The 25,589-nt window shown below is 55.2% G+C and carries 24 protein-coding genes and 1 riboswitch; of the genes, 15 read left to right on the top strand and 9 right to left on the bottom strand.

All coding sequences use genetic code 11. The annotated features are described in order from the left end of the window. Nucleotides 1–3 precede the first annotated feature (3 nt). The 4 genes from cyoB to cyoE are packed head-to-tail and all read left to right on the top strand — an operon-like array spanning nucleotide 4 to nucleotide 3,821. The gene (cyoB, locus tag AC4EYZ_RS05685; protein ID WP_022520637.1) at nucleotides 4–1,998 is read left to right on the top strand and encodes a cytochrome o ubiquinol oxidase subunit I; all 1,995 of its coding nucleotides are present in this window, start codon (nucleotides 4–6) and stop codon (nucleotides 1,996–1,998) included. After that, nucleotides 1,998–2,618 (top strand): cytochrome o ubiquinol oxidase subunit III, encoded by a 621-nt coding sequence (gene cyoC / locus AC4EYZ_RS05680; protein WP_009287203.1) that lies wholly within the window; start codon nucleotides 1,998–2,000, stop codon nucleotides 2,616–2,618. Before cyoB ends, cyoC begins: the two co-directional genes overlap by 1 nt. Before the next feature lies 1 nt (nucleotide 2,619). Beyond that, on the top strand, nucleotides 2,620–2,940 hold the full coding sequence (gene cyoD / locus AC4EYZ_RS05675) for a cytochrome o ubiquinol oxidase subunit IV (RefSeq protein ID WP_022520636.1): 321 nt from the start codon (nucleotides 2,620–2,622) through the stop codon (nucleotides 2,938–2,940). After that, entirely contained in the window at nucleotides 2,898–3,821 is a 924-nt protein-coding gene (gene cyoE / locus AC4EYZ_RS05670; protein ID WP_009287204.1) for a heme o synthase, read from the top strand. Before cyoD ends, cyoE begins: the two co-directional genes overlap by 43 nt. 88 nt (nucleotides 3,822–3,909) lie before the next feature. On the opposite strand, the gene pta is transcribed toward cyoE, so the two are convergent. After that, nucleotides 3,910–6,090: a phosphate acetyltransferase gene (pta, locus tag AC4EYZ_RS05665; RefSeq protein WP_009287205.1), complete on the bottom strand. Its 2,181-nt coding sequence runs from the start codon at nucleotides 6,088–6,090 to the stop codon at nucleotides 3,910–3,912. Continuing rightward, on the bottom strand, nucleotides 6,087–7,271 hold the full coding sequence (locus AC4EYZ_RS05660; RefSeq protein WP_474191194.1) for an acetate/propionate family kinase: 1,185 nt from the start codon (nucleotides 7,269–7,271) through the stop codon (nucleotides 6,087–6,089). The genes pta and AC4EYZ_RS05660 overlap by 4 nt, the downstream gene beginning before the upstream one ends. 186 nt (nucleotides 7,272–7,457) lie before the next feature. On the opposite strand from AC4EYZ_RS05660, the gene AC4EYZ_RS05655 reads away from it, so the two are divergent. The 5 genes from AC4EYZ_RS05655 to AC4EYZ_RS05635 all read left to right on the top strand — a co-directional run bounded on the left by AC4EYZ_RS05655 (nucleotide 7,458) and on the right by AC4EYZ_RS05635 (nucleotide 11,659). Then, nucleotides 7,458–8,378, top strand: coding sequence for an EamA family transporter (locus tag AC4EYZ_RS05655; RefSeq protein ID WP_027959875.1), 921 nt, complete (start codon nucleotides 7,458–7,460; stop codon nucleotides 8,376–8,378). A 77-nt stretch (nucleotides 8,379–8,455) separates the two neighbouring features. Then, nucleotides 8,456–8,968 carry a porin family protein gene (locus AC4EYZ_RS05650; RefSeq protein ID WP_027959874.1) on the top strand — a complete coding sequence of 171 codons (513 nt, stop codon included), beginning with the start codon at nucleotides 8,456–8,458 and terminating at the stop codon, nucleotides 8,966–8,968. Between the two features lie 232 nt (nucleotides 8,969–9,200). Next, nucleotides 9,201–10,262, top strand: a complete 1,062-nt coding sequence (locus tag AC4EYZ_RS05645) for an HlyD family secretion protein (protein ID WP_474191193.1) — start codon at nucleotides 9,201–9,203, stop codon at nucleotides 10,260–10,262. Further along, entirely contained in the window at nucleotides 10,252–11,376 is a 1,125-nt protein-coding gene (locus AC4EYZ_RS05640; protein ID WP_400668603.1) for a DUF2955 domain-containing protein, read from the top strand. Before AC4EYZ_RS05645 ends, AC4EYZ_RS05640 begins: the two co-directional genes overlap by 11 nt. A gap of 37 nt (nucleotides 11,377–11,413) precedes the next feature. Continuing rightward, the gene (locus AC4EYZ_RS05635; RefSeq protein WP_022520629.1) at nucleotides 11,414–11,659 is read left to right on the top strand and encodes a CsbD family protein; all 246 of its coding nucleotides are present in this window, start codon (nucleotides 11,414–11,416) and stop codon (nucleotides 11,657–11,659) included. 134 nt (nucleotides 11,660–11,793) lie between these two features. Here AC4EYZ_RS05635 and AC4EYZ_RS05630 read toward each other — a convergent pair whose 3' ends face one another. The 3 genes from AC4EYZ_RS05630 to tenA form a co-directional block, all read right to left on the bottom strand. Then, nucleotides 11,794–13,503 carry a hypothetical protein gene (locus AC4EYZ_RS05630; RefSeq protein ID WP_474191192.1) on the bottom strand — a complete coding sequence of 570 codons (1,710 nt, stop codon included), beginning with the start codon at nucleotides 13,501–13,503 and terminating at the stop codon, nucleotides 11,794–11,796. 328 nt (nucleotides 13,504–13,831) lie between these two features. After that, on the bottom strand, nucleotides 13,832–15,736 hold the full coding sequence (thiC, locus tag AC4EYZ_RS05625) for a phosphomethylpyrimidine synthase ThiC (protein ID WP_009287210.1): 1,905 nt from the start codon (nucleotides 15,734–15,736) through the stop codon (nucleotides 13,832–13,834). 31 nt (nucleotides 15,737–15,767) lie between these two features. Then, entirely contained in the window at nucleotides 15,768–16,451 is a 684-nt protein-coding gene (gene tenA / locus AC4EYZ_RS05620) for a thiaminase II (RefSeq protein WP_009287211.1), read from the bottom strand. A gap of 88 nt (nucleotides 16,452–16,539) precedes the next feature. Beyond that, a riboswitch (TPP riboswitch) is annotated at nucleotides 16,540–16,702 on the bottom strand. Between the two features lie 213 nt (nucleotides 16,703–16,915). On the opposite strand from tenA, the gene AC4EYZ_RS05615 reads away from it, so the two are divergent. Both AC4EYZ_RS05615 and AC4EYZ_RS05610 read left to right on the top strand, forming a co-directional pair. Beyond that, on the top strand, nucleotides 16,916–17,872 hold the full coding sequence (locus AC4EYZ_RS05615) for an NAD(P)-dependent oxidoreductase (RefSeq protein WP_027959869.1): 957 nt from the start codon (nucleotides 16,916–16,918) through the stop codon (nucleotides 17,870–17,872). A gap of 53 nt (nucleotides 17,873–17,925) precedes the next feature. Then, nucleotides 17,926–18,693, top strand: coding sequence for a class II aldolase/adducin family protein (locus tag AC4EYZ_RS05610; protein WP_022520626.1), 768 nt, complete (start codon nucleotides 17,926–17,928; stop codon nucleotides 18,691–18,693). Nucleotides 18,694–18,846: 153 nt separating this feature from the next. Here the strand turns inward: AC4EYZ_RS05610 and AC4EYZ_RS05605 are convergent, their stop codons facing one another. The 4 genes from AC4EYZ_RS05605 to AC4EYZ_RS05590 all read right to left on the bottom strand — a co-directional run bounded on the left by AC4EYZ_RS05605 (nucleotide 18,847) and on the right by AC4EYZ_RS05590 (nucleotide 22,094). Continuing rightward, nucleotides 18,847–19,680, bottom strand: a complete 834-nt coding sequence (locus tag AC4EYZ_RS05605) for an ABC transporter permease (RefSeq protein WP_009287212.1) — start codon at nucleotides 19,678–19,680, stop codon at nucleotides 18,847–18,849. 9 nt (nucleotides 19,681–19,689) lie between these two features. After that, nucleotides 19,690–20,409, bottom strand: a complete 720-nt coding sequence (locus AC4EYZ_RS05600; protein WP_027959867.1) for an ABC transporter permease — start codon at nucleotides 20,407–20,409, stop codon at nucleotides 19,690–19,692. A 66-nt stretch (nucleotides 20,410–20,475) separates the two neighbouring features. Then, on the bottom strand, nucleotides 20,476–21,252 hold the full coding sequence (locus AC4EYZ_RS05595; protein ID WP_009287214.1) for a transporter substrate-binding domain-containing protein: 777 nt from the start codon (nucleotides 21,250–21,252) through the stop codon (nucleotides 20,476–20,478). Between the two features lie 71 nt (nucleotides 21,253–21,323). Further along, entirely contained in the window at nucleotides 21,324–22,094 is a 771-nt protein-coding gene (locus tag AC4EYZ_RS05590; RefSeq protein WP_039859266.1) for an ABC transporter ATP-binding protein, read from the bottom strand. 324 nt (nucleotides 22,095–22,418) lie between these two features. On the opposite strand from AC4EYZ_RS05590, the gene AC4EYZ_RS05585 reads away from it, so the two are divergent. The 4 genes from AC4EYZ_RS05585 (at nucleotide 22,419) to AC4EYZ_RS05570 (ending at nucleotide 25,508) form a co-directional block, all read left to right on the top strand. Next, nucleotides 22,419–23,096, top strand: coding sequence for a TetR family transcriptional regulator C-terminal domain-containing protein (locus AC4EYZ_RS05585; protein WP_022520621.1), 678 nt, complete (start codon nucleotides 22,419–22,421; stop codon nucleotides 23,094–23,096). 10 nt (nucleotides 23,097–23,106) lie between these two features. After that, nucleotides 23,107–24,294 (top strand): pyridoxal phosphate-dependent aminotransferase, encoded by a 1,188-nt coding sequence (locus tag AC4EYZ_RS05580; protein ID WP_039859267.1) that lies wholly within the window; start codon nucleotides 23,107–23,109, stop codon nucleotides 24,292–24,294. A gap of 372 nt (nucleotides 24,295–24,666) precedes the next feature. After that, nucleotides 24,667–24,855: a 2-hydroxymuconate tautomerase gene (gene thmT, locus AC4EYZ_RS05575; RefSeq protein WP_022520619.1), complete on the top strand. Its 189-nt coding sequence runs from the start codon at nucleotides 24,667–24,669 to the stop codon at nucleotides 24,853–24,855. A gap of 290 nt (nucleotides 24,856–25,145) precedes the next feature. After that, nucleotides 25,146–25,508: a DUF1304 domain-containing protein gene (locus tag AC4EYZ_RS05570; RefSeq protein WP_027959862.1), complete on the top strand. Its 363-nt coding sequence runs from the start codon at nucleotides 25,146–25,148 to the stop codon at nucleotides 25,506–25,508. Nucleotides 25,509–25,589 lie beyond the last annotated feature (81 nt).

The following is a 25,589-nucleotide window of genomic DNA, read 5'->3' as shown; positions in this document are numbered from 1 at the left end:
GCCGTGTTTGGAAAACTCACGTTAGAGTCAATTCCCTACCACGAGCCGATCATCATGGTCGTCGCGGCCTTTATGGCCATTGGTGGGATCGCACTGTTTGGTTTAATCACCTATTACCGTAAGTGGGGCTGGCTGTGGAACGAGTGGTTTACCTCCGTTGACCATAAAAAGCTCGGCATTATGTATTTCATCGTCGCTCTGGTGATGCTGCTGCGCGGCTTCTCGGATGCGATAATGATGCGCACCCAGCTGGCGATGGCCGCCGGGGATGCAGCGGGCTATTTACCCCCCGAACACTACGACCAGATCTTTACCGCCCACGGCGTGATTATGATCTTCTTTGTCGCCATGCCCATGGTCATCGGCTTGATGAACCTGGTGGTGCCGCTGCAAATTGGTGCCCGCGACGTTGCTTTCCCTTTCCTGAATAACTTAAGCTTTTGGCTGTTTGCGGTCTCCGCGATACTGGTCAATATCTCGCTGGTGGTGGGCGAATTCGCCAAAACCGGCTGGCTCGCTTACGCGCCGTTATCGGGGATCGAGTTTAGTCCCGGGGTGGGGGTCGACTACTGGATATGGGCGTTGCAGATATCCGGTATAGGCACCACGCTGACCGGTATTAACTTTTTCGTGACCATCATTAAAATGCGCACCAAAGGCATGACGATGTTCCGCATGCCGATCTTCACCTGGACCTCGCTGTGCGCCAACGTGCTGATCATTGCTTCTTTCCCAATTTTGACCGCGACCATCGCGCTGCTAACGCTGGATCGCTATTTGGGTATGCACTTCTTTACCAATGATTTTGGCGGCAACATGATGATGTACGTCAATCTCATCTGGGCCTGGGGCCACCCGGAAGTTTATATCCTGATTCTGCCAGCCTTCGGCGTGTTCTCTGAAGTGATTGCGACCTTTGCCCGTAAGCGGCTGTTCGGCTACGCCACCATGGTGTGGGCGACCATTTCGATCACCTTGCTCTCGTTTGTGGTTTGGTTGCACCACTTTTTCACCATGGGGGCGGGCGCCAACGTCAACGCCTTCTTCGGCATTATGACAATGATCATCGCCATTCCTACCGGGGTGAAAGTGTTCAACTGGCTGTTCACCATGTTCCGCGGCAGCCTGGAACTCACTTCGCCGGTGCTATGGACGCTGGGCTTTATTATCACCTTTACCCTAGGCGGTATGACCGGCGTTATGCTGGCGGTGCCCGCGGCTAACTTTGTGTTGCATAACAGCCTGTTCGTTATTGCGCACTTCCACAACGTTATTATCGGCGGCGTGGTGTTCGGCATGATGGCGGGGCTTACCTATTGGTTCCCCAAAGCGTTCGGTTTCACTTTGAACGAAAAGTGGGGCAAGCGTTCGTTCTGGTGCTGGTTTATCGGCTTCTACGTCGCCTTTATGCCGCTTTACGTACTGGCCTTCTTTGGTGCCGTGCGCCGCATGCAGTCCTACGCCAACCCCGAATGGCAGCCGTGGATGATTCTGGCTTGGGTAGGCGCGGTAATCATTATGCTGGGCATTGTCTGCACCATCATCCAGTTCTGGGTGAGTATTCGTGACCGCAAACAGAACGCTGATGTCACCGGCGACCCCTGGAATGGCCGCACCTTGGAGTGGTCAACCTCTTCTCCAGCGCCGTTCTACAACTTTGCACGTCTGCCGGAAGTGGGCGATATCGACAGCTTCTGGTCGCAAAAGCAGCGTAGCGAAGAGCAGCTTGAAGAAGCCCCCTATACCGATATTCATATGCCTCGTAATACCGTGGCCGGGCCAGTTATCAGCTTCTTTGCGCTGGTCATCGGCTTTGCGCTGGTGTGGCATATCTGGTGGTTAGCCGGCGTCGGCGCCGTGGGTGTATTCATCAGCTTTATGGCACGGGTATTTAACGACGATATCGACTACTACGTTCCCGCTGCTGAAGTTGAGCGAATCGAACGTGAGCATCAACTCAAATGTGAACAAAAACTAGGCGTGGAGGCGCAAGCGTAATGTCGACAGATACGCTAAATCATAGCTCGCACCACCCGGTAGAGCACGAAGAAGAGCATCACGATGCCTCGGGCACGAAATTGTTTGGTTTCTGGGTCTACTTAATGAGCGATTTGGTGATCTTCGGGTCACTGTTCGCCACTTACGCCGTGCTGATGAAGGGCACGGCGGGTGGGCCAACTGGCGCTGATATCTTTGAATTACCTTTGATCCTTTTCGGAACCTTTGCACTGCTGATCAGTAGTTTCACCTTCGGTATGGGCGTTTTGGCAATGCATGCCAACCGTGTTGGCCAAGTGAAAGTGTGGCTGATTATTACCTTTCTACTGGGCTTGTGCTTCCTGGGGATGGAAGTCTATGAATTCCAGCATCTAATCCATGAAGGGTACGGTCCGGACCGTAGCGGCTTTTTATCGGCCTTCTTTACCCTAGTCGGTACTCACGGGTTGCACGTTACGTTTGGCATGATCTGGATTTTGGTGATGTTGGTACAGCTTTACACCAAAGGGTTGAACGATATGACCCGGCCGAGGATTTTGTGCCTAAGCCTGTTCTGGCACTTCCTCGATATTGTCTGGATCTGTGTCTTCTCATTCGTCTATCTGATGGGAGTGTTGTGAGATGAGTGCAAGTTCAACCAATGCCCATGGCAGCGTTAAGTCGTATGTGACAGGACTGGTATTGTCGCTGATACTGACCATTATCCCTTTTGCGGTGGTGATGAGTGGCGCTTTTAGCGTATTGGCTACCGTGATTGTGATAGCCGTGACCGCGGTGTTGCAGATACTGGTGCAACTGGTCATGTTTATGCATATGAGTACCAAAGCCGACGAAGGCTGGAATCTGATGTCCTTCGTCTTCACACTGACGATTCTCGTCCTAGTGGTAGGAGGCTCGCTGTGGATCATGCAGCATCTGCATCTCAACATGATGATCGGCTAATCTCAGCGCCCAGCCGCTGGCGGGATCTGCTCGAGCTGACCAAGCCGGGCATTATCGGCGGCAACCTGATTGCCACCCTGGGGGGCTATTTTCTCGCCGCCCAGGGGCAGTTCGAGTGGCTCAGCTTTGTCTCGGTCATGGTGGGGATTGCATTAATCATCGCGTCAGGCTGTGCGTGTAACAACGTTATTGACCGCGATATTGATGCATTGATGGCGCGTACGCGCCATCGCCCCCTGGTAAGAGGCAGCATCTCTATTACCCAGGCACTGGGCGTTTCGGCGCTGCTGGGTGTATCGGGGGTGGTGTGCCTGGCGCTGGGCACCAACGGGCTAACCGTTGCCTTGGCGGTGATTGGCTGGGGCGTGTATGTGGGGCTTTATAGCCTCTATATGAAGCGCCGCTCGGAGTACGGCACCTTGGTAGGCAGCCTCTCCGGCGCCATGCCGCCGGTGGTAGGCTACTGCGCCGTGACCGGTCAGTTCGACAGCGGTGCCATTATGCTGCTGGTGATTTTCTGCCTGTGGCAGATGCCGCACTCCTATGCGATTGCGATCTTCCGCTACGCCGATTATCAACGGGCATCGATTCCGGTACTGCCGGTGGTGCGCGGGGTGAAAATGGCCAAACACCATATCCTTGGCTACATTGTGGCGTTTATTCCCGCCTCGCTGGCGCTAGGGCTGGCCAGCCAAGCGGGCGCGGGATATCTGTGCGTGGCGCTGACCATGGGCGGCTACTGGCTCTACTTGGCACTGCGCGGCTACCGTTTAGATGACGATGTGCGCTGGGCCAAAAAGGTGTTTGGCGTCTCTATCCTTACCATCACCGCGATGAGTTTAGTCATGGTGCTGGAATCGATGGTGCCGATGTGGGTTTAGCCCTCACATACCGTTAAGCCGTTAATAAAACGCCCCAAGCAGTTATCTGCTTGGGGCGTTTTTATTGGCTAGGGAAAGTTTCTGTAACTCAGCTTTCCCGCTGACTGGCCTGAATGGCGGTTAGTGCAATGGTGTAAACGATATCGTCGACCAGTGCGCCGCGGGAAAGGTCATTCACTGGCTTGTTCAACCCTTGCAGCATGGGGCCAACGCTCACGACGCGGGCACTTCGCTGCACTGCTTTGTAGGTGGTATTGCCGGTGTTGAGGTCGGGGAACACAAACACGGTGGCTTTACCTGCCACTGGCGAGTCGGGGGCTTTCTGTTTGCCCACGCTCTCGATAGCGGCGGCGTCGTACTGTAGCGGGCCGTCGATGGCCAGGTGCGGCGCGCGTTCTTTAGCAATCCGGGTGGCTTCGCGGACTTTATCCACATCCGCGCCGGTGCCGGAGTCGCCGGTGGAGTAGCTGATCATGGCGACACGTGGCTCGATACCGAAGGCTTCAGCGGAGCGGGCACTTTGTAGAGCGATTTCGGCCAGGGTTTCAGCGTCTGGGTCGGGATTCACCGCGCAGTCGCCGTAGACCACCACCTGCTCGGGCAGCAGCATAAAGAAGATCGACGAGACTTGATTATACTCCGGCGCGGTTTTAATCAACTGGAAGGCGGGCCGCACGGTGTTGGCGGTGGTGTGTACGGCGCCGGAAACCAGTCCGTCGACTTCATCTAACTGCAGCATCATGGTGCCGAGCACCACGTTATCTTGCAACTGCGCTTCGGCGGTTAGCTCGTTGAGTTTGCCACGACGACGCTCGACCATCGGGCCAATATAGTTCGCACGGGTGCTTTCAGGGTCAACAATCGTCAGCGATTCTGGCAGTGTCAGACCGCGGTTGCGCGCTACATTTTCGATATCGTCGCGCTTACCCAGCAGTACGCAGTCGGCAATGCCGCGGCGCTGGCAAATTATTGCCGCTTCTACGGTGCGCGGTTCATCTCCTTCCGGCAGCACTACGCGCTTTTTAGCCAGCTGGGCAAGTTTAACCAGTTGGTGGCGAAACGCTGAAGGTGAAAGGCGGCGGGTATAACCGCTGCTCAGGTGGGCTTTCAACCACTCAAGATCCATATGGGCTGCGACGTAACGGGCCACCTGTTCGGCGCGTTCGAAGTCGTCCATAGGGATTTCGCTGCTTAGCTGGCTGAGGTGCTGTGCCGTGGTCAGGCTGTCGGTTTCTACTGCCAAGACCGGTAGACCCGTTTTGAGCGCGGGGCGGCACATCTCGATCATGCTGTCGTTGGGCATAAAGCCGTTGGTCAACAGTACGCCCGCTAGCTGAATACCGTTCATGGTCGCCAGCGCTGAGGCCAGCACCACATCATCACGGTCACCGGAAGCCACTACCAGGCTACCAGGGGTGAAAATATGCAGTGCGTTGGCAGCACTGCGGGCGCAGAGGCTGGTGGAGAGTACCCGACGGCTGGCCGCCTCGCCTTCGTTCAACAACTTGGCATTAAGCGCCCGGGCCACATCCAGGGTGCGCGGGGCGCTAAGCGTTTTGCTGTAAGGCACCACACCAATCAGGTGGAATTTATCGGTCGCCAGGGCGGGGGAGTACTGGCGCAGCTCAGCGAGCACTGACTCTTCCAACTGCGGTTTGAAGGTGCCCGGTGCTGCAGAAAGATCATCTTCCTGCGCGTAGGGCAGATTTTTCATGCGCATCAAAATGCCGCCCAGCGTGCGGCTGGAGCTAACCCCGCCAAAGCTGCGGGCGTGCATATCAAGCTGCTCGGCCAGCGCCTGGGGCTCGTTTAAATCACCGGATCCGACAAGAATAATTCGCGCATTAAGCGCGTTGGCGAGCTGGGCGTTGGTTTGGGTGGCGTAGGTGGTGTGCTGAGTGGGCACTACGCCCTCTACCACGACTAGGTCTAGGGTGCTGCCATCGCGGTGGGCCTGTTGAACAACCTGTTCATAGAGCTCGACGGCATTTTCCATCAGCTCATCGATTTGGTCGTCGCGCAGCAAGCGCTCAAGGCGAGCCTGGGAAATCGGCGAAGGCGGGCGCTGATTGAGTGCCCGGGAAACCAATGCGGTGGATCGATCCAGGCCTGGGCCGTTCAGCTCGTTCTGCATAAACGGCTTTAAAAACCCGGCTTTCAGACCGATGGTATCCAGCGCTTGAATTAACCCCAGACAGGCGGAGGTAAGCCCGACGCCCTGGCTGGTAGGCACTAACAGAATCGCTTGTGGCTGGTCGGGGTGAGTCATACACGTGTCTCTAGGCAGTGGCGGGTTTCCATGGCAATGCGGCCTTCTTCATCGGTAGGGATCACCCACACCTGGGGGCCTTCATGGCTGGCACTATCCAGCTTGCCCTCTTTGCCGCGGATAGTCGCTTCGTTAGCGTCGTTATCCAGCGCAAAGCCGAAGTGGGGCAATAGGGCGAGCACACGGCGACGTACAATCGGCGAGTTTTCGCCGATACCGCCGGTGAAAATAACCCCATCAAGCTGGGGCAGGGCGCAGGAGAGCCCCGCCAGAGATTTAGCGATCCGGTAGCAGAATACCTCTACCGCCAGCTGTGCGGTGGCGTGCCCTTGTTCAGCAGCCTCCTCAATTTCGCGCATGTCGTTGGTTAAGCCTGAAAGGCCCAGTAGGCCGCTCTCTTTATTGAGCACGTCGTCGATTTTGTCTAGCGACCAGCCCAGTTGGCGGTGCAGGTGGGCGTGCAGGCCAGGGTCAACGTCGCCACTGCGGGTGCCCATCACCAAGCCTTCCAGTGGGGTAAGGCCCATGCTGGTATCCTGGCTTTGATTGTTCCAAACCGCGCTGGTGGAGCAGCCATTGCCCAGGTGGGCAGTCAGCCAGCCGCCTGTGCCACGGCTACTCAGTTCGCCCGCCCGCTGGCTAACATAAGCGTGGCTGGTGCCATGAAAGCCGTAGCGGCGAATGCCATGCTCAGCATAGAGGCTTTCTGGCAGTGCGTACCGGTAAGCACGCGGCGGCATGGTTTGGTGGAAAGCGGTATCGAACACTGCCACTTGGGGCAGGTCTGGAAAGACGTTCTGGGTCGCCGCAATACCCGCTAAATTTGCTGGGTTATGAAGGGGGGCAAGTGTTGCGGTGGTTTGGATAGCCGCAATGACACTAGCGTCGATGAGTGCGGCCTGGGTGAAGTGCTCGCCGCCATGCACGATGCGATGGCCCACCGCCGCTGGTAATCGGCCCTCCATACGCTCAAGGATCGCGTTAAGTGCTTGGGTGTGGTCAGCGCCAGGAAGTGGTTGGCTGAAACGATCACCGGCGCTGTTTTTGCCCTTGAGGCGTGCATCCTCGCTACCCAAGCGTTCCGCTATGCCCTCAAGTCGCGGTGCCTGAGGGTCGGAATCAATCAACGCGTATTTAATAGAGGAGGAACCGCAGTTAATGACCAGCACCGGTGCGTTCATAAAAACCTTTTCGCTAGGAGGTTATTGAGCAAAGGGGTAGACTTTAGTTTAACATGTTGCAGCGCGCAAAAGCAGCGTCAGGCTTTCGTTAGCCTTCTAGGCAAAAGCTTGGCATGCTGGGATCTTTGCCTACCTGGCTACTCGCCATCTTACACCTTCACCCCTATAACGAGCCGTACCGTTCTTATGTCAGCGTCCTCTTTGCCGAAACTACTGCCGCGCCATTTGGCCATTCTGTTAATGATGACCGTGGCCACCATGTTCGCCGCCAATCACGTTTCAGCTCGGCTGGCGTTTGATAATGGCACCGGTCTGTTACTGGCGGTATTAACCCGCTCGGGGGTTGCCTGCCTGATTTTAGTGGCGCTAGTCATCGTGCAGAAAAAGCGCTTGTGGCTGCCCGCGGGATCTTGGCCGTGGCAACTGACCGTGGGGCTACTGATTGCGATCCAAAGCGTTAGCCTCTACTCGGCGGTGGCCAGGCTGCCTGTGGTGATCGCACTGCTATTGGTCAATACCTTTCCTATTCAGCTGGCGCTGCTCAGTTGGGCGTTGGGCGGCCCGCGTCCTACTCTGCGTAGCTGTCTGATCATGGGCACGATTTTAATCGGCTTACTGGTGGTGCTGGATATTCCCTCATGGATTGCCAGCGCCGATGGCATGGGGCCGGGGTGGATAGCAGGCATTGGTTTTGGATTAATGGCGGCCTTCGTATTTGCCTGCGCGCTGTGGGTTACCGAGCACCGCCTTGCAGGAGTGGGCAGTACCCTGCGCAGCCTGTTGACCATGCAGACCGTGTTTATTGTCATGATCATTGGCGGCATCGCCGGTGTAGTGCCAGGGGGTATGAGCCTGCCGGATAACAGTACCGGCTGGCTAGGGCTGACGCTGCTTGGTCTGCTGTATGGTTCGGCGTTTTCGACGCTGTTTATTTTTGTGCCGCGACTCGATATGGCCCGCAACGCACCGGTGATGAATATCGAGCCGGTTGCCTCCCTGGTGCTGGGTTACTTTGTGTTGGGGCAAATGCTTAGCCCCGGCCAGTTGGTAGGTGGGGCAGTCGTCGTTGGCGGTATTGTCGTGCTGAGCTTATCCAAGGGGCGGTAAATGTTTGCGTTCTTCATAGTTATGAATCACAATACAAATGTGTAAGGAAACACTGTTTTTTAACTGAGGTGCAAGCTATGAAGATGTCCATGTTGTCACTTACATCGGCGGTACTCCTGGTGGGTGCAGGCGCATTTGCAACCACTGCTCAAGCACAACAGTCTACCGGTTATCCGCAAGCTTACCTGGGCGCTGATGCCATGTTCTGGAGTCTGGATCCAGACAGAGGCTCGTCCCGTGATGACGTAGGCTTACGCCTGCGCGGCGGTGCCCAGTTCAATGACTACTTTGGCATTGAAGGTCATTTAGGTACGGGCGGTTCCGACGGTGGTGCCGAATTAGACTATGTAGCGGGTGCTTATGCTAAAGGGATTATTCCCATAGCACCTGAAGTACGTCTTTATGGCCTGGCGGGTTTTACGGAAGTAGAGTTTGACCGCGGCGACAGCGAAAGCGACTTCTCCTACGGCGCAGGCGCTGAGATGGATGTGGCCAGAAACCTCTCCCTCAGCGCGGACTATATGCGCTACCTGGATAAATCAGCTTACTCCTTTGATGCTGCAAGCGTAGGTTTACGCTACCGGTTCTAAATCCTTAGCGTAACAGCGTAGCGAATGACTAAACCCCATGGCCTTTATGCCATGGGGTTTTTGTTTATAGGCTTGTAGAGAGCGTTTATGTAGCAGTAGATAGACATAGATATATTGTTAGCGCGCTAATTGATTGTTAGACTAAAGTCCCCTATGTGATTCCCTACACGATGCGCGCCCGTTGAGAGGCGCTGGCCAGGTGGTTTCCTGGTGGCTAACAAGTGAGCTCTGCATGACCCCCGATCAAATATTTGCCCGATGGGTGAGGGTAGCCCTTGCTACCTTTGTACTGCTTTTTATCTATTTTCTGGTGGCCGATAGCTTTATGCCTATGACGCCGGAGGCGAGGGTGATGCGGCCGGTCACGCGAATAGCGCCCGAACTCAGCGGCCCAGTGAGTGAGGTGCTGGTCAGTAATCACCAGCATGTAGCAAAAGGCGATGTGCTGTTTCAGATTGACCCGGCGCCGTTTCGATTAGCCGTTGAGCAGGCGCAGCTTAATCGCGAACAGGCCAAGCGGGAGAATGCCCGGTTGGAAGCAGAGCTTACCTCTGCCCAAGCGGAGCTGGCATCCGCTGAGGCAACGGCTGCCGAGCGTCGGGGAGAACTTCAGCGTGCTGAAACCCTTGTGGCGCAGCAGAGCGTATCGCGCCAACAGTACGAACAGCAGGTGGCTGCTGAGCGTACCGCACAGGCCAGTGTGGCGGCAGCCAGGGCTAAAATCGTCAGCCTGGAAGTGCAACTGGGCGAGGCCGGTGAGACGAATCTGCGTTTGCGCCAAGCAGACAATGCGCTTTCCAAGGCGCAGTTGGATCTTGCTCATACCCAGGTGCGCGCCGCGCAAGCCGGAAGTGTTTCCAACCTGCAGCTAGATGTAGGCGACTACGTTCAGGCGGGGCAGCCAGCGGTAGCAGTAGTGGCGGATGCGATAGATGTCATTGCCGATTTTCGCGAAAAGAGCCTGCGCCATGCGGCACCTGGTGACGCAGCGCAAATAGTGTTTGATGCTTGGCCAGGCCAGGTATTTGATGCGCAAGTGCTCGCCATGGATGCCGGTGTTCGTGAAGGACAGTTGGCTGCCGATGGTCAACTGGCTGATATTCCCACCACCGATCGCTGGATACGCGATGCCCAGCGGATGCGTGTACACCTGGTGCTAACTCAGCCAATCGCGAATTTATTACCCAGCGGCGCCCGCGCCACGGTGCAGCTTCAGCCAGGAGATGCTGCTTTGACCAAACCATTTGTATGGTTACAGGCACATCTGATCAGCTGGTTGCACTATGTTTATTAAGAGCCCGTATATTAAGCGCCTGTTGTTGACCCCGTTTAAAGGTTGGTGGGGGAAGCGTGACCGGGCTAATGCCAAGGGAACTGCTCGCCCGGTGTTAACCCAAAACGGCCTGCGTCAGTGCTTGCGGGTGGCCGGTGGTGGCACGCTGGGGTTTGTGGTCAGCCAGCTAATGGGCTGGAACTACGGGGTGTTTTTTACTGTTTTCCCGATGTTCTTGCTGGGCATGGTGCCGATTCTGAATGGCCATATTATTCGCCAGTTTTTAGCCAACGTATCGCTTAACGTGCTTGAAGTCAGCCTGGTGGTGGGGTTACTCAAACATATACCGGTGGTGATGACCCTGGTGGTGATGGGCATTTTTCTGTTTCGCTTTAACCTGATGGCGAAAGGGCCGCTGTTTCTGTTTGGCGCCAACGGTGTTCTGACGCTCAGCATTCTGCTTCACTTCGCCAGCTACCCCAATGTGGACTTGAGCGATTTACTGGCCTGTAATCTCGTCGCCAGTGGTTTGGCGGTGTTTATTGCCATGCTGATGCATACGCTGTTTCCCGACGTGGAAGCCCGCAAACCGCCGCCCAGGGTTACCAAAACACCCTCGCAAATTCGCCATGAAACTTTAATCGGTGGATTAACCGCCACGCTCTCATTTGTAGTGTTTCAGATGTTCGACTTGCAAGGGTCGCTCTCTGCGCAGATGGCGACCATCCTGGTGCTGTTTACGCTGGGGTACTCTGGAGCGAAAGTATCAGCCGGTAAGCGAGCCATAGGAACCCTACTAGGGTGCAACTTGGCTCTATTAATGCAGTTATTCTTATATACACAGAGCCACCATTTCCTGCTGGTGGTGTTGCTCTACTGGCTGGGGTTAATGCTTTTCGCTCGGGAGCATATCCATGAAGGGGGCGGTTCAGGGATTGGCTTTGGTGGACTGACCACTCTGGGGATTCTGTTTGGCCAGTCGTTAGGCCCGCAGCAGGATCTGGTGTATAGCGCGCTCTATCGCTTCTCTTCCATGAGTGTGGCACTGGTTCTTACGCTTCTGGCTATGGCTTCCCTGCACTTCGTGTTGAACCGCTGGGCACCAACGCGGTTACCCGCCAACAACCCGGCCTAAATTAATTAGCGCAACTTTTTTAATAAAGGCTACTCTGATGAATGTGTCGACGTGTGATTTGATGTGTTTCCCTACTAACGGATTAGAGGTGTTCGTCATGGCAACTGGTAAAGAAGATAAAGCGAAAGGAACGGCCAACAAAGCAGCGGGAAAAGTGAAAGAAGCCGCGGGCAAGGCAACAGGAAGCGCTAAAACTGAAGCCAAAGGTAAGGCCCAGCAGGCTAAAGGCGAACTGCAAAAAGGCAAAGGCGACGCCAAGGAGAGCCAGAAAAAACAGCGCTAGTTATGTAACACTGATACCAACAGGGGGCTTCGGCCCCCTGTTGGCGTTTAAGTGGTTTTAAACAGTTGTCTTGCTCAAACGAAAAAACCGCTAACCCACTAGCAGGTTTTTCGCATTATTGAAGCGGCCTGATCTTAGTTTAATTCCAGCGATAAACTCATTTCCACGCCAGCGTCATCTACTCTGAACCAGTACTCCATGTTTTTGTAGATGTCACCATATTGCTTGAGCATATCAATATCGGACGCTGACAAATCATCTGATGGTATCTGTTCCACAAAGTCGGCCAGTGAATGGTAGAACTCGCCTGTTATGTGTCCATGAACAAGCAGATTGCGCTCTGAGGCAGGGGCTTCCAGCTCTTTCTGCAGTGTCGCCGAATCACTGATACCAGCGCCCAGTACAATAGCCGTGTCAGACATGGCGGCGTAGAGTTCCGGTGCCTCAGGGGGCAGCATCATGCTCTCGACTTGCTTGGCTTCCCCGCCGGGTTCAAGCCCTAGAGTCCCTAACTCCGGCGCGAAAGAGCTTGCGGCAGAAAGCAGGGAAAGAGGATTTTGTGAAGCAAGCGTCAGGAGCCCCGTCATGGTAGGTTCGCCGTCTGTCATTGTCAGACTGTTGATACGAGCTCTGAAGCCAGATAGTGACTGACCAATCATCATGGTGATCGGGTTGTTAATCGCCATGTTGATCTCATTCCAGGAGCTGTTCAGATCTTGTAGTTCATCACAGCTGAAGGGGTTCTGGCGCACTTCCTGAGCATATTTCTGAACGGTCTGAACCAACAGCGGCATGTTCAGACCTAAGCCATAGCTGGCCATACCTTCTGTGCTACCTAGGCCCGGCACCTGAGTCGTCAGAGTGCGCAGGTCGCTGACAATATCCTCATCGGTTTCTAGAATCAGGTTCATTTCCATGCGGTCAAGATCGTTCTCGCGCGAGCCCATTACAAGGCCAGGGAAGCGGTTCGTGATACGGTCGATATCTGCCTGGCAGGCGGATAAATCCAATTGCTCGGCATCAACCGCTTCCATCAGTGCCTGAGTACCTGAGTGAGTGGGGGTGCTCAGCTCATTAAGTAGGCGTGAGGAGTCGATTTTCCCCGCGCCGTAAGGTGTAAAGCCATGGCGCTTTTCAAGCTCTGCCAGTGCATCGGTATCACCGATGCTGCTGTCGGGCAGGGTGTTGCCCAGCACTTGTGCTAGCAGCTCGTCACTAGCATTCTGTGGTACCACAGACACCAGCAGTTGCTGGTCGTCAATGGCTAGAATCGCCTTGACGGGCCCCTCAGGCGTCAGCACCCAGTATTCGGTGTCGTTGGTGGTGGCCGTGCTCAGGTTAATGTCTGCTTTGGTCAAAATGCGTTGCAGCGTTTCGCGGAAGGCATCTTCATCCTGCAGTTGCATGCGTAAAACAGGCAAGACACCCAACCCATAGAGGGCGGCCTGAGGGTTCATTTTCAGGCCTAGCGCATGGACATCGTCCAGTGTTTCAACATCGACCAGTTCTTCACTCATGGCGATCAATACCGTCATCAACGAATGCATCACTTCATCGTCTATCTCGGGCAGTGTCTCGCGTAGCTCATCCAGACTAGACTCAATGCTAGCCTTGGGTTGCATGCGTTGATAACGATCAAAAGCATCTTGTTCAGGCATTGCTTCACGTGTTGCCATGAAGTAGGGAGAGTCAGCCGGAATATATTTCAGCATGAGAGCTGCATTATTTTTCGGCGCTTCCTCCTGTGTGCCTGCGGCTGTTGGTTCGTTATCATCGCTGCAGCCGGTTAATAAGCCTGCGCTGAGCAGAGCCGCGGTTACCGCCAAGGAAAGTTTGGTTTTCATCTGGAATCGGTTCTTTGAATGGTGTTGGTTTTAAATAGAACGCCGTAACAGAGCGCTGCGCAAATGAGAATCATACACGAGCAATGTATAATTAATCTACTTGAGCGATAAATACTTTTAGAGAAAATTCAGTAAATGGTTATTTGTACTTAGAAGCCTGATCGCGGCAACAGTTGAGGTCGTTGAACGGGAACTCTATAAGGAATTGCAAAGCCAGAAAAACATGCAGTGTCTGACCCGTTGCAAGTAGATATGTAAAGTGGCCCTTGAGTTTTTCTAAGACTCAAGGGCCACATATAGTTGCGACGCTGTTCAGTAAGTCGCTATTTTAAACTTCCTGATACAGCTCACTGCCTTTGTTGCGGAACTTCTCTGCCTGCTCTTCCATGCCTTTCATCACCGCTTCCTGATCGCCGTTTAGGCCATGTTCGTTGGCGTAATCGCGCACCTCCTGGCTGATCTTCATGGAGCAGAACTTTGGTCCGCACATGGAGCAGAAGTGCGCCACCTTGGCGGAGTCTTTGGGCAGGGTTTCGTCGTGGTACTCCCGAGCAGTATCCGGGTCTAGCCCCAGGTTGAACTGGTCTTCCCAGCGGAACTCGAAGCGCGCCTTAGAGAGTGCATTATCCCGCCGCTGTGCTGCAGGGTGGCCCTTGGCGAGATCCGCCGCGTGGGCAGCAATCTTGTAGGTAATGATGCCGGTTTTGACGTCGTCTTTATTGGGCAGGCCCAGGTGCTCTTTGGGGGTGACGTAGCAGAGCATGGCGCAGCCAAACCAGCCGATCATCGCCGCCCCAATGCCCGAGGTAATGTGGTCGTAGCCGGGGGCTATATCGGTTACCAGCGGGCCTAAGGTATAGAAGGGCGCTTCGTCGCAGTATTCCAACTGCTTATCCATGTTCTCTTTCACCAGGTGCATGGGCACGTGGCCGGGGCCTTCGATCATCACCTGCACATCGTGCTTCCAGGCAATATGGGTCAGCTCGCCCAAGGTTTTTAGCTCCGCCATCTGTGCTTCGTCATTGGCATCGGCCACTGAGCCAGGACGCAGGCCATCACCGAGGGAGAACGCCACATCGTACTGCTTGCAGATCTCGCAGATCTCCTCGAAGTGGGTGTACAAGAAGCTCTCCTGGTGATGGTACAAACACCATTTGGCCATGATCGAGCCGCCGCGGCTGACAATGCCGGTGACCCGCTTGGCGGTGAGCGGTACATAGCGCAGCAGTACGCCCGCGTGAATGGTGAAGTAGTCCACGCCCTGTTCGGCCTGCTCGATCAGCGTATCGCGGAAGACTTCCCAGGTGAGGTCTTCGGCCACGCCTTTGACCTTTTCCAGCGCCTGATAGATAGGCACTGTGCCAATCGGCACCGGAGAGTTGCGCAAAATCCACTCGCGGGTTTCGTGGATGTTCTGCCCAGTGGAGAGATCCATAATGGTGTCCGCGCCCCAGCGGATGCCCCAGGTCATCTTATCCACCTCCTCTTCGATAGAAGAAGTCACCGCTGAGTTACCCAGATTACCGTTAATTTTGACCAGGAAATTACGGCCAATAATCATCGGCTCGCTTTCTGGGTGGTTGATGTTATTGGGAATAATCGCCCGCCCTCTGGCGACTTCATCACGCACAAACTCAGGGGTGATTTCTTCCGGCAGGCTGGCGCCAAAGCTCTGGCCTTTGTGCTGATGGCCCAGAATGCGCTCTACTTCAGCGGTACCTAGCGCTTGACGGCGCTGGTTTTCGCGCAAGGCGATAAACTCCATTTCCGGGGTGATAATGCCCTGGCGGGCGTAGTGCAGCTGGGTCACGTTCTTGCCCGGTTTTGCTCGGCGTGGTGTGCGGGTTAGATCAAAGCGCAGCTGGGCAAGCGTCGGGTCGTTGGCGCGGCGGTTGCCGTAATCAGACGTGGGGCCTGATAGAAATTCGGTATCGTCACGCTCTTCAATCCAGGCTCGGCGTAGTTCCGGCAGACCGCGGCGCAGGTCATTGTTAGCATCCGGATCGCTATAGGGGCCTGAAGTGTCGTACACCAGCAGTGGCGGGTTCTCTTCATCAATGCCGGTGGTTTTGGTCGGCGACAGTGAAATTTCCCGGAACGGCACACGGATATCCGGGCGCGAACCTTCGATATATACCTTACGTGAGCCGGGCAGCGGCGCAATGGCGGCGGCATCGACCTGGGCGGTTTCGGCTAAAAAGTGGCTGGTTTTGCTTGTTACGGTCTTAGTCATTACGGTTGTTTCCTTGTGTTGTTTTGCTGAATTAGTGGGTGAGGTCTTGGTCTATCAGCTCTAGGCCCATCTGCCAGAAGTCGATTTCCAGGCGGGTGGCGTCGCGGAAGATCTTGCTCAGTTCGGCAAAGCGGGCGGGGGTAATGTCGGCAAGGCGGATATTCAGCCATTCAAGCTCCGCCTGCATGGCGGCCTGAAACTCCTCGCCTTCGTACATGGCTATCCAGGCGTCGTAAGGGTTTTGCGCGCCGCGCAGGGTGGAAGGCTGGGCGTTTAGCCAGTTGGCGATTTCGCCGTAGCCCACCAGGCAGGGGGCCAACGCCACGTGCAAATCCAGCAGGTCGCCGCGGTTGCCGGTATCTAACACATAGCGGGTGTAGGCAAGCGTCGCTCTGGCTTCGGGAAGCTCCTCCAGTTCTTGCTCGGAAATCCCCCACTCCTGACAAAAGCCCACGTGCAGGCCCAGCTCCACATCCACAATGGCTTTCAAGCCTTCATGGGCTTGGCGAAGATCGGCGAGGGTGGGGCTTTTGTAGGCAGCCAGCGCATAGGCGCGGGCGAAGTGAATCAAAAACAGGTAGTCCTGCTTTAAATAGTGGCGAAACGACGCCCCGGGCAGCGTGGCGGTGCCTAGCTGGCGCACAAAATCGTGCTCAATATAGGCGCGCCAATCTTTCTGGCAAGCGGTAGTGAGATCAGTAAAGCGGTAGCCCATGACTCCTCCGGTGGTAATGATCCGGAGGGCGGGCGAAAAAGATCGAGGGAGTGGCGCAGAAGGGCGGCGTGCGATCGTGAGAGAGCAGCCGTGGCCATCGCTTGATCCCTACGCCGGTACCCTCGCTGCGAACTTGTGTAAGTAGCAGCGCATTAGCCGGATCAGGTTCTGCGGGATCAGCGCTCGGCAGCATTAATTGCTACGCCCTGCGCCATCTCAGCCGGATTTCACCGGCACCCCGTCAAGCTGTTCGTTGGTGGAGTGTAGGAGGCGGGTGAGGGAGATGCAAGGGTGTATGACATGGAAAGTTATCGGGAAACAATTTATTAGCATCATTACAGCGATGAGAGTTTAGGTGCTGTAATGGCGTTTCATGGCATCGGTACGTGAATTATTATACAGTTGAGTAACAAGTGGCTGTTTTACAGCCACTGCTATTTCGAATGTGAACCGTAGGAAGTTGCATGACCAACACGAACTCGATTTTAGGCGTCTATCTCAGTGATTCGCTCGACCTTGATGCCATTTATGGTAACGCCTTGCGCGATGAAGCGAGTGATGTCGTCCTGCGCCATCCCCATGAGATCGATAACCCCGAAGATGTGCGTTTTGCGATCTGCTGGTTGCCCAATGACAAGGCTTTCGAGAGCTATCCTAATCTTGAGCTGGCGATGTCTATCGGTGCCGGTGTTGATGCCCTGCTGGCGCATCCTGGCCTGAGCGATGAAGTACATATCGCCCGGGTGCGGGATCCACATCAGGCCGACTTGATGGCGGGTTTTGCCGCGCATGAGGTGCTCCATCGTGAGCGTGAGTTCACCACCCTGGAGCAAAATGCTGCCAAGGCGCATTGGGCGCCATTGACGATGCGCGCGCCAGCATCAAGAAAGGTGGCGGTGCTGGGACACGGCACCATGGGGCGCGCCGTGGTGAAAGCGGTGGCCGCGCTTGGCTTTTCTGTACACGTAGCCTGCCGCAGCGAGCCACAAGCGCCGGTTGAAGGCGTGACCTATCTGACAGGTGACGGGGCTGTCATGGCGGCAGCGGATGGCGCCGATTATCTGATCAATGTGCTGCCACTGACGGCTACCACTGAAAACGTGCTTAACAAGGCGCTGTTCGCGAAGCTCGCCAAAGACGCTTGGTTGGTGCAGATCGGTCGGGGTGAGCACTTGGTCGAGGACGATCTTCTCCTAGCGCTCGAACACGGCCATTTGGGTGGGGCGAGCCTGGATGTGTTCCGTGCAGAGCCGCTGCCTGCGGATCATCCCTTCTGGCAGCATGAGTGCCTGCGCATCACACCACACATTGCCAGTGATTCGTTGCCAGAGGTGGTCGCAGGGCAGGTTGTCGACACCGCCCGCGCCCTTCGCGATGGGCAGCCGCTTGCCATGGGCGTTGATCGGGCGCGCGGTTACTGACGTAAACGCTAACCACGTTGCATGACAATCACTTTGCTGCAAAGGAACACCTGATGAGTCTCGATAAGTCTCAACGCACCACGACGAGCAACGCCGAACAAGAAACCCGCATCGCGCTGGCAGCCTGCTATCGTCTGGCCGCCCACTATCGCATGACGGATCTGATCTACACTCATATTACCGCGCGGGTGCCTGGTGAGAAGGGACGTTTCCTGATCAACCCTTACGGTTGGCGTTGGGAGGAGATTACGGCTTCTTCGCTGGTGAAGATTGACGTTGATGGCCATAAGATTGATAACAGCCCAGAACAAGTGAATCCGGCTGGTTTCACCATCCATTCCGCGATTCATACTGCTAGCCACCATGCGGCCTGGGTGATGCATACCCACACGCGCGCTGGCGTGGCGGTGTCGTCGCTGGAGTCGGGCCTTGAAACACGGCTTAACCAGATTGCGCTGCAGTTTCACGAACGGGTGTCTTACCACGATTATGAAGGCATTGCCCTGGATCTGGCTGAGCGTGAGCGAATAGTGGCAAGCCTTGGCGACAACCCGGCGCTGGTGTTGCGTAACCATGGCCTGCTGACGACCGGTGCGTCGGCTGCAGAGATGTTCAACAATATGTTTTATCTTGAGCGTGCCTGTGAGCTACAGGTGGCGGCGCAGTCTACTGGCCAGCCCTTACGGCTGGTGCCAGAAGAGGTGGCGCGGCACGTGGCGCGCCAATACGACCAGACTATTCATGAAGACGGCGATCTTGAACTCGAATGGGCCGCGCACCTGCGCACGCTTGAGGCGCTGGATCCAAGCTACAAAGACTAAATTGGCGCGGTTGCCAGCACGGCAAGCAAGCCAGTATCAGAACTATACGAATATCTACACAAGCAAAAGGGGGCCACTGGACGGCCCCTTTTTGGTTGTGCCACGTCCTGAATTAGCGTTGATAAACGTGATGCTCGCACAGGCCCGTGACCATTAGTGTTGTGGTACGCGGTTTTCCAGCCAGCGCAGCCCAACGATCAAGACGCCGCTCAGGCAGAGGTAGACGGCGACCAGGAAGAGTAACGGTTCGTAAGTCAGGTAAGTGGTCTGGCGTACCTGGGTGATGACGGCATACAAGTCCATCACGGTGATGGTGGCAACCAGCGGTGTGGATTTCAGTTGCAGGATGATCTCGCCCGTCAGCGTTGGTAGAGCACGATGAACAGCACGCGGAAACCAGACACGGCTAAAAACCTTGCGACGCGACATGCCGAAAGCCTTGGCGGCTTCCAGCTCGCCATGCGGTACACCGGCAAAGGCACCGCGCATAACCTCACCCTGATAGGCGGCAAATGACACCGTGAGGGCAATGAAACCATAGGGCCAGGCCTGGCGCAGGTAGTCCCAGGCCCAGGAGTCGCGAATTTCCGGGAACTGGCCGAACAGCGCTCCTAGCCCGAAATAGAACAGCCATAGCTGCAGTAGCAGTGGCGTGCCACGGATGACGGTGCAGAAGCCGGTGGCTAGCCATCGCAGCGGCCACGCTCCTTTGACTTGCGCAAGCCCTAAAGGCAAAGCAATCAGAAAGCCCACCACCACGCTGGATACCAGCATGATCAAAGTCATCTGCAGGCCTTCCCAGAGCTTGGGCAAGTAGCGGGGTAGCCAGCTCCAGTCCATCAGTTGAATCGCGGCCACCAGACCGACGATGAATATCAAAAGCAGGATAATACGGTGAGGCTCAAGTAGGCCCGGCAGTTTGGTTAACATGGGCGTTCGCGACGGTCGGGTAAGCGACGCCAGAGTTTGAGGGTCAGACACAGGCATTCCTTGAGTTCAGCGTGTAGAGACAAGACCACGCCGTGCGTAGCGTTCGAAGCGGCGCAAGGCCACGTTTGATATCAGCGTTAGCGCCAGATACAGCACGCCCGCGGCCAGAAAGAACATAATGTAATGCTGCGTAGCGCCAGCGGCCTGCCGGGTGACCAGTGTGAGCTCGCTGAAGCCGATGACGGCAAGCAGGGCGGTGTCTTTAGTGGCAATCATCCACAGGTTGGCCATGCCGGGCAGGGCATGTGGTGTCATTGCTGGCAGCGTGACCCGACGCAGCACCTGGGCGGGCGACATGCCAAAGGCGTGGGCCGCCTCGGTCTGCCCGCGGGGGACGGCGAGAATGGCCCCGCGAAAGACTTCGGTCGCATAGCCGCCCTGTACCAAGCCTATTACCAGAATCCCGGCGGTCAGGCCGTCGATATCGACGCTGCCAAACCCCATGGCGGTTGAAGCACGGCTTAAAAGATCGGTGCCAACATAGTAGAACAGCAGCATCAGCACCAATTCGGGCACGGCACGAATGACCACAGTGTAGATTTCAAACAGGTCGCGAACGACCTTGTTGCCGTACAGTTTGCCAGCGGCACCTGCGATGCCGATCAGGATACCCAGCAAATAGCCACCCGCCGCCAGCTGGATCGAGCGCATGAACCCGACGAGCAACACCTTGCCCCAGCCGGGAGGCTCATAGGCCAACAAGCTTAAATCGAAGACAGTCGTCATAGTGGCTTGTCCTTGTGAAATTGGAAAGCAAAGGCCGCCTGGGTGGGCGGCCTTTGCTGGTGGGGATTAGCTGCCGTAGATATCAAAGTCGAAGTAAGGGGCGCTAATTTCTTCATAGGTGCTATCGGCGCGCATCGCGTCGATGGCTGAATTGACCCGTTCGCGAAGTTCGGTATCACTCTGGCGCAGGCCTACTCCCATGCCTTCGCTCATGAGTTCAGGGTCGCTGGCCACCTCGCCGCGGTATTCGCAGCAGGATTGGCCGGTCTCAGAGTTGATAAAGGTCTGTACCGCCAGGGTGTCGGCGACGATGGCATCAATACGGCCAGCGACCAGATCCTGTAGCTCTTCGTTGAGGGTTTGATAGACATTAAGGGTGGCGCTATCCGCGAAATGCTTGCGTGCATACTGCTCTTGGTTGGTGCCCGACTGAATGCCCAGGTAGGCGCCTTCCAGGCCTTCGGGAGTAGGCTCTATGTCAGTGGACTTGCGTGCCAGGATGCCGGTGGGGCTGGAGTAATACTTATTCGAGAAAGCGATTTGTTCGGCACGTTCAGGGGTGATCGACATTGAACCGATGATCATGTCAATCTTGCCGGTTTTCAGGGCCGGAATGATGCCTTCCCAGGCCACTGGCTTGATCTCGCACTTGGCATCCAGGCGGTCACACAGCTCCTCGATGAAATCGATTTCCCAGCCTGACCAGTTGCCACTGGCATCTGGTGCATAAAAGGGAGGATAAGGCTCTGCGGATAGCCCGATCTTGTAGCTATCTGCCAACACAGGGGCAGCGAAAATGCTCAGGCCGATAAGGCCGGCGGTAGCAGTGAATGTCTTGAACATGGGGATTACCTCTGTTGTTTTCGGGGTTGTCTTCCAGATTGTCTGCAGGAGTGGTGGGATATCGGTGGCGGTCAGGCCACCGAACTGATGAATTGCTTCAAATGTGGTGAGCGAGGGTCACCAAAAATCTGATCAGGAGGGCCCTGTTCTTCGATTATGCCCTCTCGCAGGAACACCACATGTGTGGCCACATCACGCGCAAACGCCATCTCGTGAGTCACCAGCAGCATGGTGCGATGCTCGGCTGCTAGGTCACGAATCACGGATAGCACTTCGCCGACCAGCTCCGGGTCGAGTGCTGATGTGGGCTCATCGAACAGCATGGCCAGCGGGTCGACGGCCAACACGCGAGCAATCGCTGCGCGCTGCTGTTGCCCGCCGGACATGACGGCCGGATATATGTCTTTCTTGCTGCCAAGTCCCACTCGGTTGAGTAGTTCCTCAGCGCGATGAATGGCCTCGTCGCGCTTCATGCCCAACACATGAATAGGCACCTCGATCACGTTTTCCAGAACCGTACGGTGTGGCCACAGGTTGAAGTTCTGGAAAACCATGCCGAGGTGAGCGCGAATACGCTGAACCTGGCGACGGTCTGCGATTTCAAGACCGCCATGGCGGGCGTCCTTCATGCGATAGGGTTCACCCTGGATAGCTATCTCGCCCGAGGTCGGGCGCTCCAGCAGATTAATGCAGCGAAGTAGTGTGGACTTTCCCGAGCCTGATCCACCAATGATGGCGACGATATCGCCTTGGCATGCGGTCAGGGAGATGCCCTTGAGGACCTTGAGAGAGCCAAATTGTTTGTGAAGATCACGGATCTCTATTGCAGGTACGTTTGCCATTGATTGTCTCGTCTCTGGGGGCGCCCATCTGCCTCCCGGAGGGGAAACATCTTCATCATTTAGCAGGCGCTTGCAATTAGTTCCTTGTTATACGACAGTATAACTGTAAGCCAAGTACGGTCAGATTCAAAGCATCAATGTTCAACGAAAGGTGAGTCGATTGCTGTTGGTGATCGACTGTTGAGGCAGGTTTTGTATTGATCTCACAAGGTTATTCAGTTGCTTAACTTATGTGCTGGAAACAATGCGAAGTAGATCCTGTGAAGTAATTTACGTGGCATTAAATGCCTAGGCGGATGTTTCTTAGCGGAAACGAAGGGAATTATGAGTAGGAAATCATTTCAGCGCTGGTCTATGGATGCACGGCGGCGCAGCTTACTCGAAGCCACGCTGCACTGTATTGCTGAGCACGGAATGAATGGTGCCAGCGCGCGTCGTGTGGCCGAACGTGCAGGGGTAACGGCTGGGCTGATTAGGCATTACTTCGGCTCTAAAGATGCCATGGTGAGTGCTGCTTATGCCTACCTGATTGGCCAACTGACGGGTGAAGCCGAGGAATCTTCTGAGCAAGCGGGCGAAGTGCCAGAGCGGCGCTTGGCACGCTTTATCGTCGCTAACGTAACCTCGCCGAACCTGTCGTCTCGAAAGGTCGCACTGTGGGCAACCTTCATTGGTCGCGTGCGAACCGAGCCGGAATATTCCGATATCCACCGCGAAAGCTATCGAGAATTCCTGGCTTTGCTGGAAACATTGATCCATCCGGTACTTTTAGCGCTGGAGCGTCCGGCAGACCCCGTTACCTGTAAACACTACGCTATTGCGCTGAATGCGCTGATTGATGGCCTGTGGCTTGAAGGGGGGCTGGGTCACGGCCTATATGACACAGCGTTGCTACCTAAGATCGCGTTGAGCGCCGCCGAAGGCATTCTAGCGCTGCCCAATAACACACTGATGCAGTATGTCGCTGTCGACAAATCGTCTTCTCAACCCGCAACACAATAGGGATTTATTCATGCGCTACGCAGCGATTACCGACCGTCTTTATGAACTTGGCGGTGACAAATGGGCGGTGCACAATGCCGCCAGAGCGCATCAAGCCAAAGGCAAAGAGGTCATTGAACTGAGCATCGGTGAGCCGGATATCACCACAGATCCGGCTCTTGTCGAACACTGCATCAATGCTTTGCGGGCGGGGCGAACGCGCTATTCTAACGGGCGTGGTGAACCGGGATTGGTCGATGCGCTTATCGACACCTATGCACCACGCCTTCCTTCTATCAGCGAAGAGAACGTGCTGTGTTTTCCCGGCACCCAAACTGCATTGTTCGCTGTCATTCTGGCACTGGTCGGTGAAGGCGATGGTGTGTTGAGTGGCGACCCGTACTATGCCACCTATGAAGGGGTTATTCGCGCGGCAGGTGCGCATTTACAACCGGTACCGCTGCGTATGGCGAATAGTTTTATCATGCAGCCCGATGATCTGGCCGACGCTATTACTCCGGAAAGTCGGGTGCTAATGCTCAATACTCCGCACAATCCTACCGGCGCGGTGTTGGATCGTAAGACCTTGGTGCAGCTGGGCGAGCTGTGTATCAAGCACGATTTGTGGATTCTCTGTGATGAGGTTTATGAAGCGTTGATTTTCGACGGTGATTTTGTCTCACCGCTGGAAATCGACAGCCTACGAGAGCGAACCGTGGTGGTGTCATCGATCTCCAAGAGCCATGCGGCAACTGGTTTCCGTAGTGGTTGGTCAATTGGGCCGGTGGAGTTCTCGCGCCGCTTGCTGCCCATCTCTGAAACCATGTTGTTTGGCAACCAGCCATTTATCGCTGACATGACCGAGGTAGCCCTGCGCCAGCATTTCGATACCGCCGAGCGTCTGCGCGAAGCGCTGGGACGTCGCGCCAAACTACTGCACGAAGCCATCAGCCAAATCCCCATGCTGTCTTCAAGCCTGCCCCAGGGCGGCATGTTCCTGATGATCGATATCTCCAAAACAGGTATGGACGGCGAGGCCTTCGCTTGGCGCCTTCTCGAAGAGCAGGGTGTGGCGGTGATGCCGGGCGCTTCCTTTGGCGAGAGTGCTACATCTCTAATTCGGCTGGCGCTGACAGTGCCGGATGAAGTGTTGATGCAGGCGGTCGACAGGTTGGCAGCGCTTTGTCGAAGCCTGGAAGGGCATCACCTTGAGGCGTAACAGACAAGATATAAGAATGCGTTGACTGTGATATTTAACCCCCTACTCCGGTGTCTGCACAGGCAGTGCATTAGCCGGATCAGGTTTAGCGGGATCAGCGCTTGGCAGCAAAATGCTCACCTTGCGCGATCTCAGCCTGATATCACCGGCACCCCGTCAAGCTTTTTGTTGGTGGAGTGCAGGAGGCGGGTGGGGGAAATGCAAGGGGAAGGTTGATACTGCCGAATTAGGCTTTGCTTGGTTGTGAAAGAGTGGAGTAGAGTCAAGATATAGTTGATAGAACTTCAGTGGAAGAGCCGTCAGGTTGAATAAGGTTGCTCAGGGTGCCTCATTTAAACCTATATATATCTTTGATTTTATTAGGAGATCTATATGCCAATCGTAACCGTTCAGCAGTCTCCAGGCAGGACTAAAGAGCAACGTGAGCTCTTAGTTAAGCGTATAACCGAAGCATTTTCAGAAGCATATGGAACCAGCCCTGAAGCAGTAACAATCTTCCTGCAAAATTTTGATGATGAGCATTGGGCCAAAGGTGGGAAGCTACATTCTGATCGTTCCTGAGTAGCTTCCCCCGATATGGACAATGGTGATCAGTGGGGCAGGTCGAGATATTGAATCCGTATAGCGTTTGACTCTGAGGGTAGCCTTCACCCGCTCCATCAGTTTCATAGGGGCCGCTCCCTACAAAATGTGTGCTTATATACAGCGTTGTCGAGTTGAGCAAAACGCGCAAGCACCCGAATCTTGGGTGTGCTGCCGAAATTTTCTTTGCCACCTGAAGAATCAATGGGGTAGAGTTAATTTTGATGGCTACATAAGCTCAATTATGTCTCAAAAGTAGGTAAGTGCACATGGCAATGATTACTGATTTGGTAGTGTTATTGGTAGCTTTGCTCCACGGATATTTCTTGATATTGGAGATGTTTCTTTGGGATAAGCCGATGGGCCTTAAAGTCTTTGGTCATTCCAAAGAGCAAGCCGCAACGACAAAAGTTTTGGCATCGAATCAAGGTCTTTATAACGGTTTTATTGCAGTCGGTCTTTTGGTTGGTATCTTTCAAGGTGCGGCAGGATACGATTTCAAGTTATATTTTTTGGCGTGCGTTGTTGTGGCCGGAATCTACGGTGCAGCAACAGCAAACCGGAAAATTCTATTTGTGCAGGCATTGCCAGGCGCAATTGGCTTGCTTTTAGTTCTTTTCGCTAATCATTAAGTGCAGGTTCGCCATAACAATTCGCATCAGTACGCGGCCTGCGACCGCCGGATACCCTTTACATGGCTCCTTCGTCACCAT

It is taken from the genome of Vreelandella sp. 162(4c) (assembly GCF_058152265.1).
This window is presented reverse-complemented; position numbering and strand designations above follow the sequence as displayed.

Excerpts from the sequence above, each read along its gene's own strand:
- AC4EYZ_RS05610 (WP_022520626.1), top strand. The coding sequence starts at position 17,926 with ATGAGTCTCGATAAGTCTCAACGCACCACGACGAGCAACGCCGAACAA.
- AC4EYZ_RS05585 (WP_022520621.1), top strand. The coding sequence starts at position 22,419 with ATGAGTAGGAAATCATTTCAGCGCTGGTCTATGGATGCACGGCGGCGC.
- AC4EYZ_RS05590 (WP_039859266.1), bottom strand. The coding sequence starts at position 22,094 with ATGGCAAACGTACCTGCAATAGAGATCCGTGATCTTCACAAACAATTT.
- thmT (WP_022520619.1), top strand. The coding sequence starts at position 24,667 with ATGCCAATCGTAACCGTTCAGCAGTCTCCAGGCAGGACTAAAGAGCAA.
- AC4EYZ_RS05650 (WP_027959874.1), top strand. The coding sequence starts at position 8,456 with ATGAAGATGTCCATGTTGTCACTTACATCGGCGGTACTCCTGGTGGGT.
- AC4EYZ_RS05570 (WP_027959862.1), top strand. The coding sequence starts at position 25,146 with ATGGCAATGATTACTGATTTGGTAGTGTTATTGGTAGCTTTGCTCCAC.
- AC4EYZ_RS05605 (WP_009287212.1), bottom strand. The coding sequence starts at position 19,680 with ATGCCTGTGTCTGACCCTCAAACTCTGGCGTCGCTTACCCGACCGTCG.
- cyoC (WP_009287203.1), top strand. The coding sequence starts at position 1,998 with ATGTCGACAGATACGCTAAATCATAGCTCGCACCACCCGGTAGAGCAC.
- thiC (WP_009287210.1), bottom strand. The coding sequence starts at position 15,736 with ATGACTAAGACCGTAACAAGCAAAACCAGCCACTTTTTAGCCGAAACC.
- AC4EYZ_RS05580 (WP_039859267.1), top strand. The coding sequence starts at position 23,107 with ATGCGCTACGCAGCGATTACCGACCGTCTTTATGAACTTGGCGGTGAC.
- cyoD (WP_022520636.1), top strand. The coding sequence starts at position 2,620 with ATGAGTGCAAGTTCAACCAATGCCCATGGCAGCGTTAAGTCGTATGTG.
- AC4EYZ_RS05640 (WP_400668603.1), top strand. The coding sequence starts at position 10,252 with ATGTTTATTAAGAGCCCGTATATTAAGCGCCTGTTGTTGACCCCGTTT.
- AC4EYZ_RS05655 (WP_027959875.1), top strand. The coding sequence starts at position 7,458 with ATGTCAGCGTCCTCTTTGCCGAAACTACTGCCGCGCCATTTGGCCATT.
- AC4EYZ_RS05600 (WP_027959867.1), bottom strand. The coding sequence starts at position 20,409 with ATGACGACTGTCTTCGATTTAAGCTTGTTGGCCTATGAGCCTCCCGGC.
- AC4EYZ_RS05645 (WP_474191193.1), top strand. The coding sequence starts at position 9,201 with ATGACCCCCGATCAAATATTTGCCCGATGGGTGAGGGTAGCCCTTGCT.
- AC4EYZ_RS05615 (WP_027959869.1), top strand. The coding sequence starts at position 16,916 with ATGACCAACACGAACTCGATTTTAGGCGTCTATCTCAGTGATTCGCTC.
- AC4EYZ_RS05635 (WP_022520629.1), top strand. The coding sequence starts at position 11,414 with ATGAATGTGTCGACGTGTGATTTGATGTGTTTCCCTACTAACGGATTA.
- AC4EYZ_RS05660 (WP_474191194.1), bottom strand. The coding sequence starts at position 7,271 with ATGAACGCACCGGTGCTGGTCATTAACTGCGGTTCCTCCTCTATTAAA.
- AC4EYZ_RS05630 (WP_474191192.1), bottom strand. The coding sequence starts at position 13,503 with ATGAAAACCAAACTTTCCTTGGCGGTAACCGCGGCTCTGCTCAGCGCA.
- tenA (WP_009287211.1), bottom strand. The coding sequence starts at position 16,451 with ATGGGCTACCGCTTTACTGATCTCACTACCGCTTGCCAGAAAGATTGG.
- pta (WP_009287205.1), bottom strand. The coding sequence starts at position 6,090 with ATGACTCACCCCGACCAGCCACAAGCGATTCTGTTAGTGCCTACCAGC.
- AC4EYZ_RS05595 (WP_009287214.1), bottom strand. The coding sequence starts at position 21,252 with ATGTTCAAGACATTCACTGCTACCGCCGGCCTTATCGGCCTGAGCATT.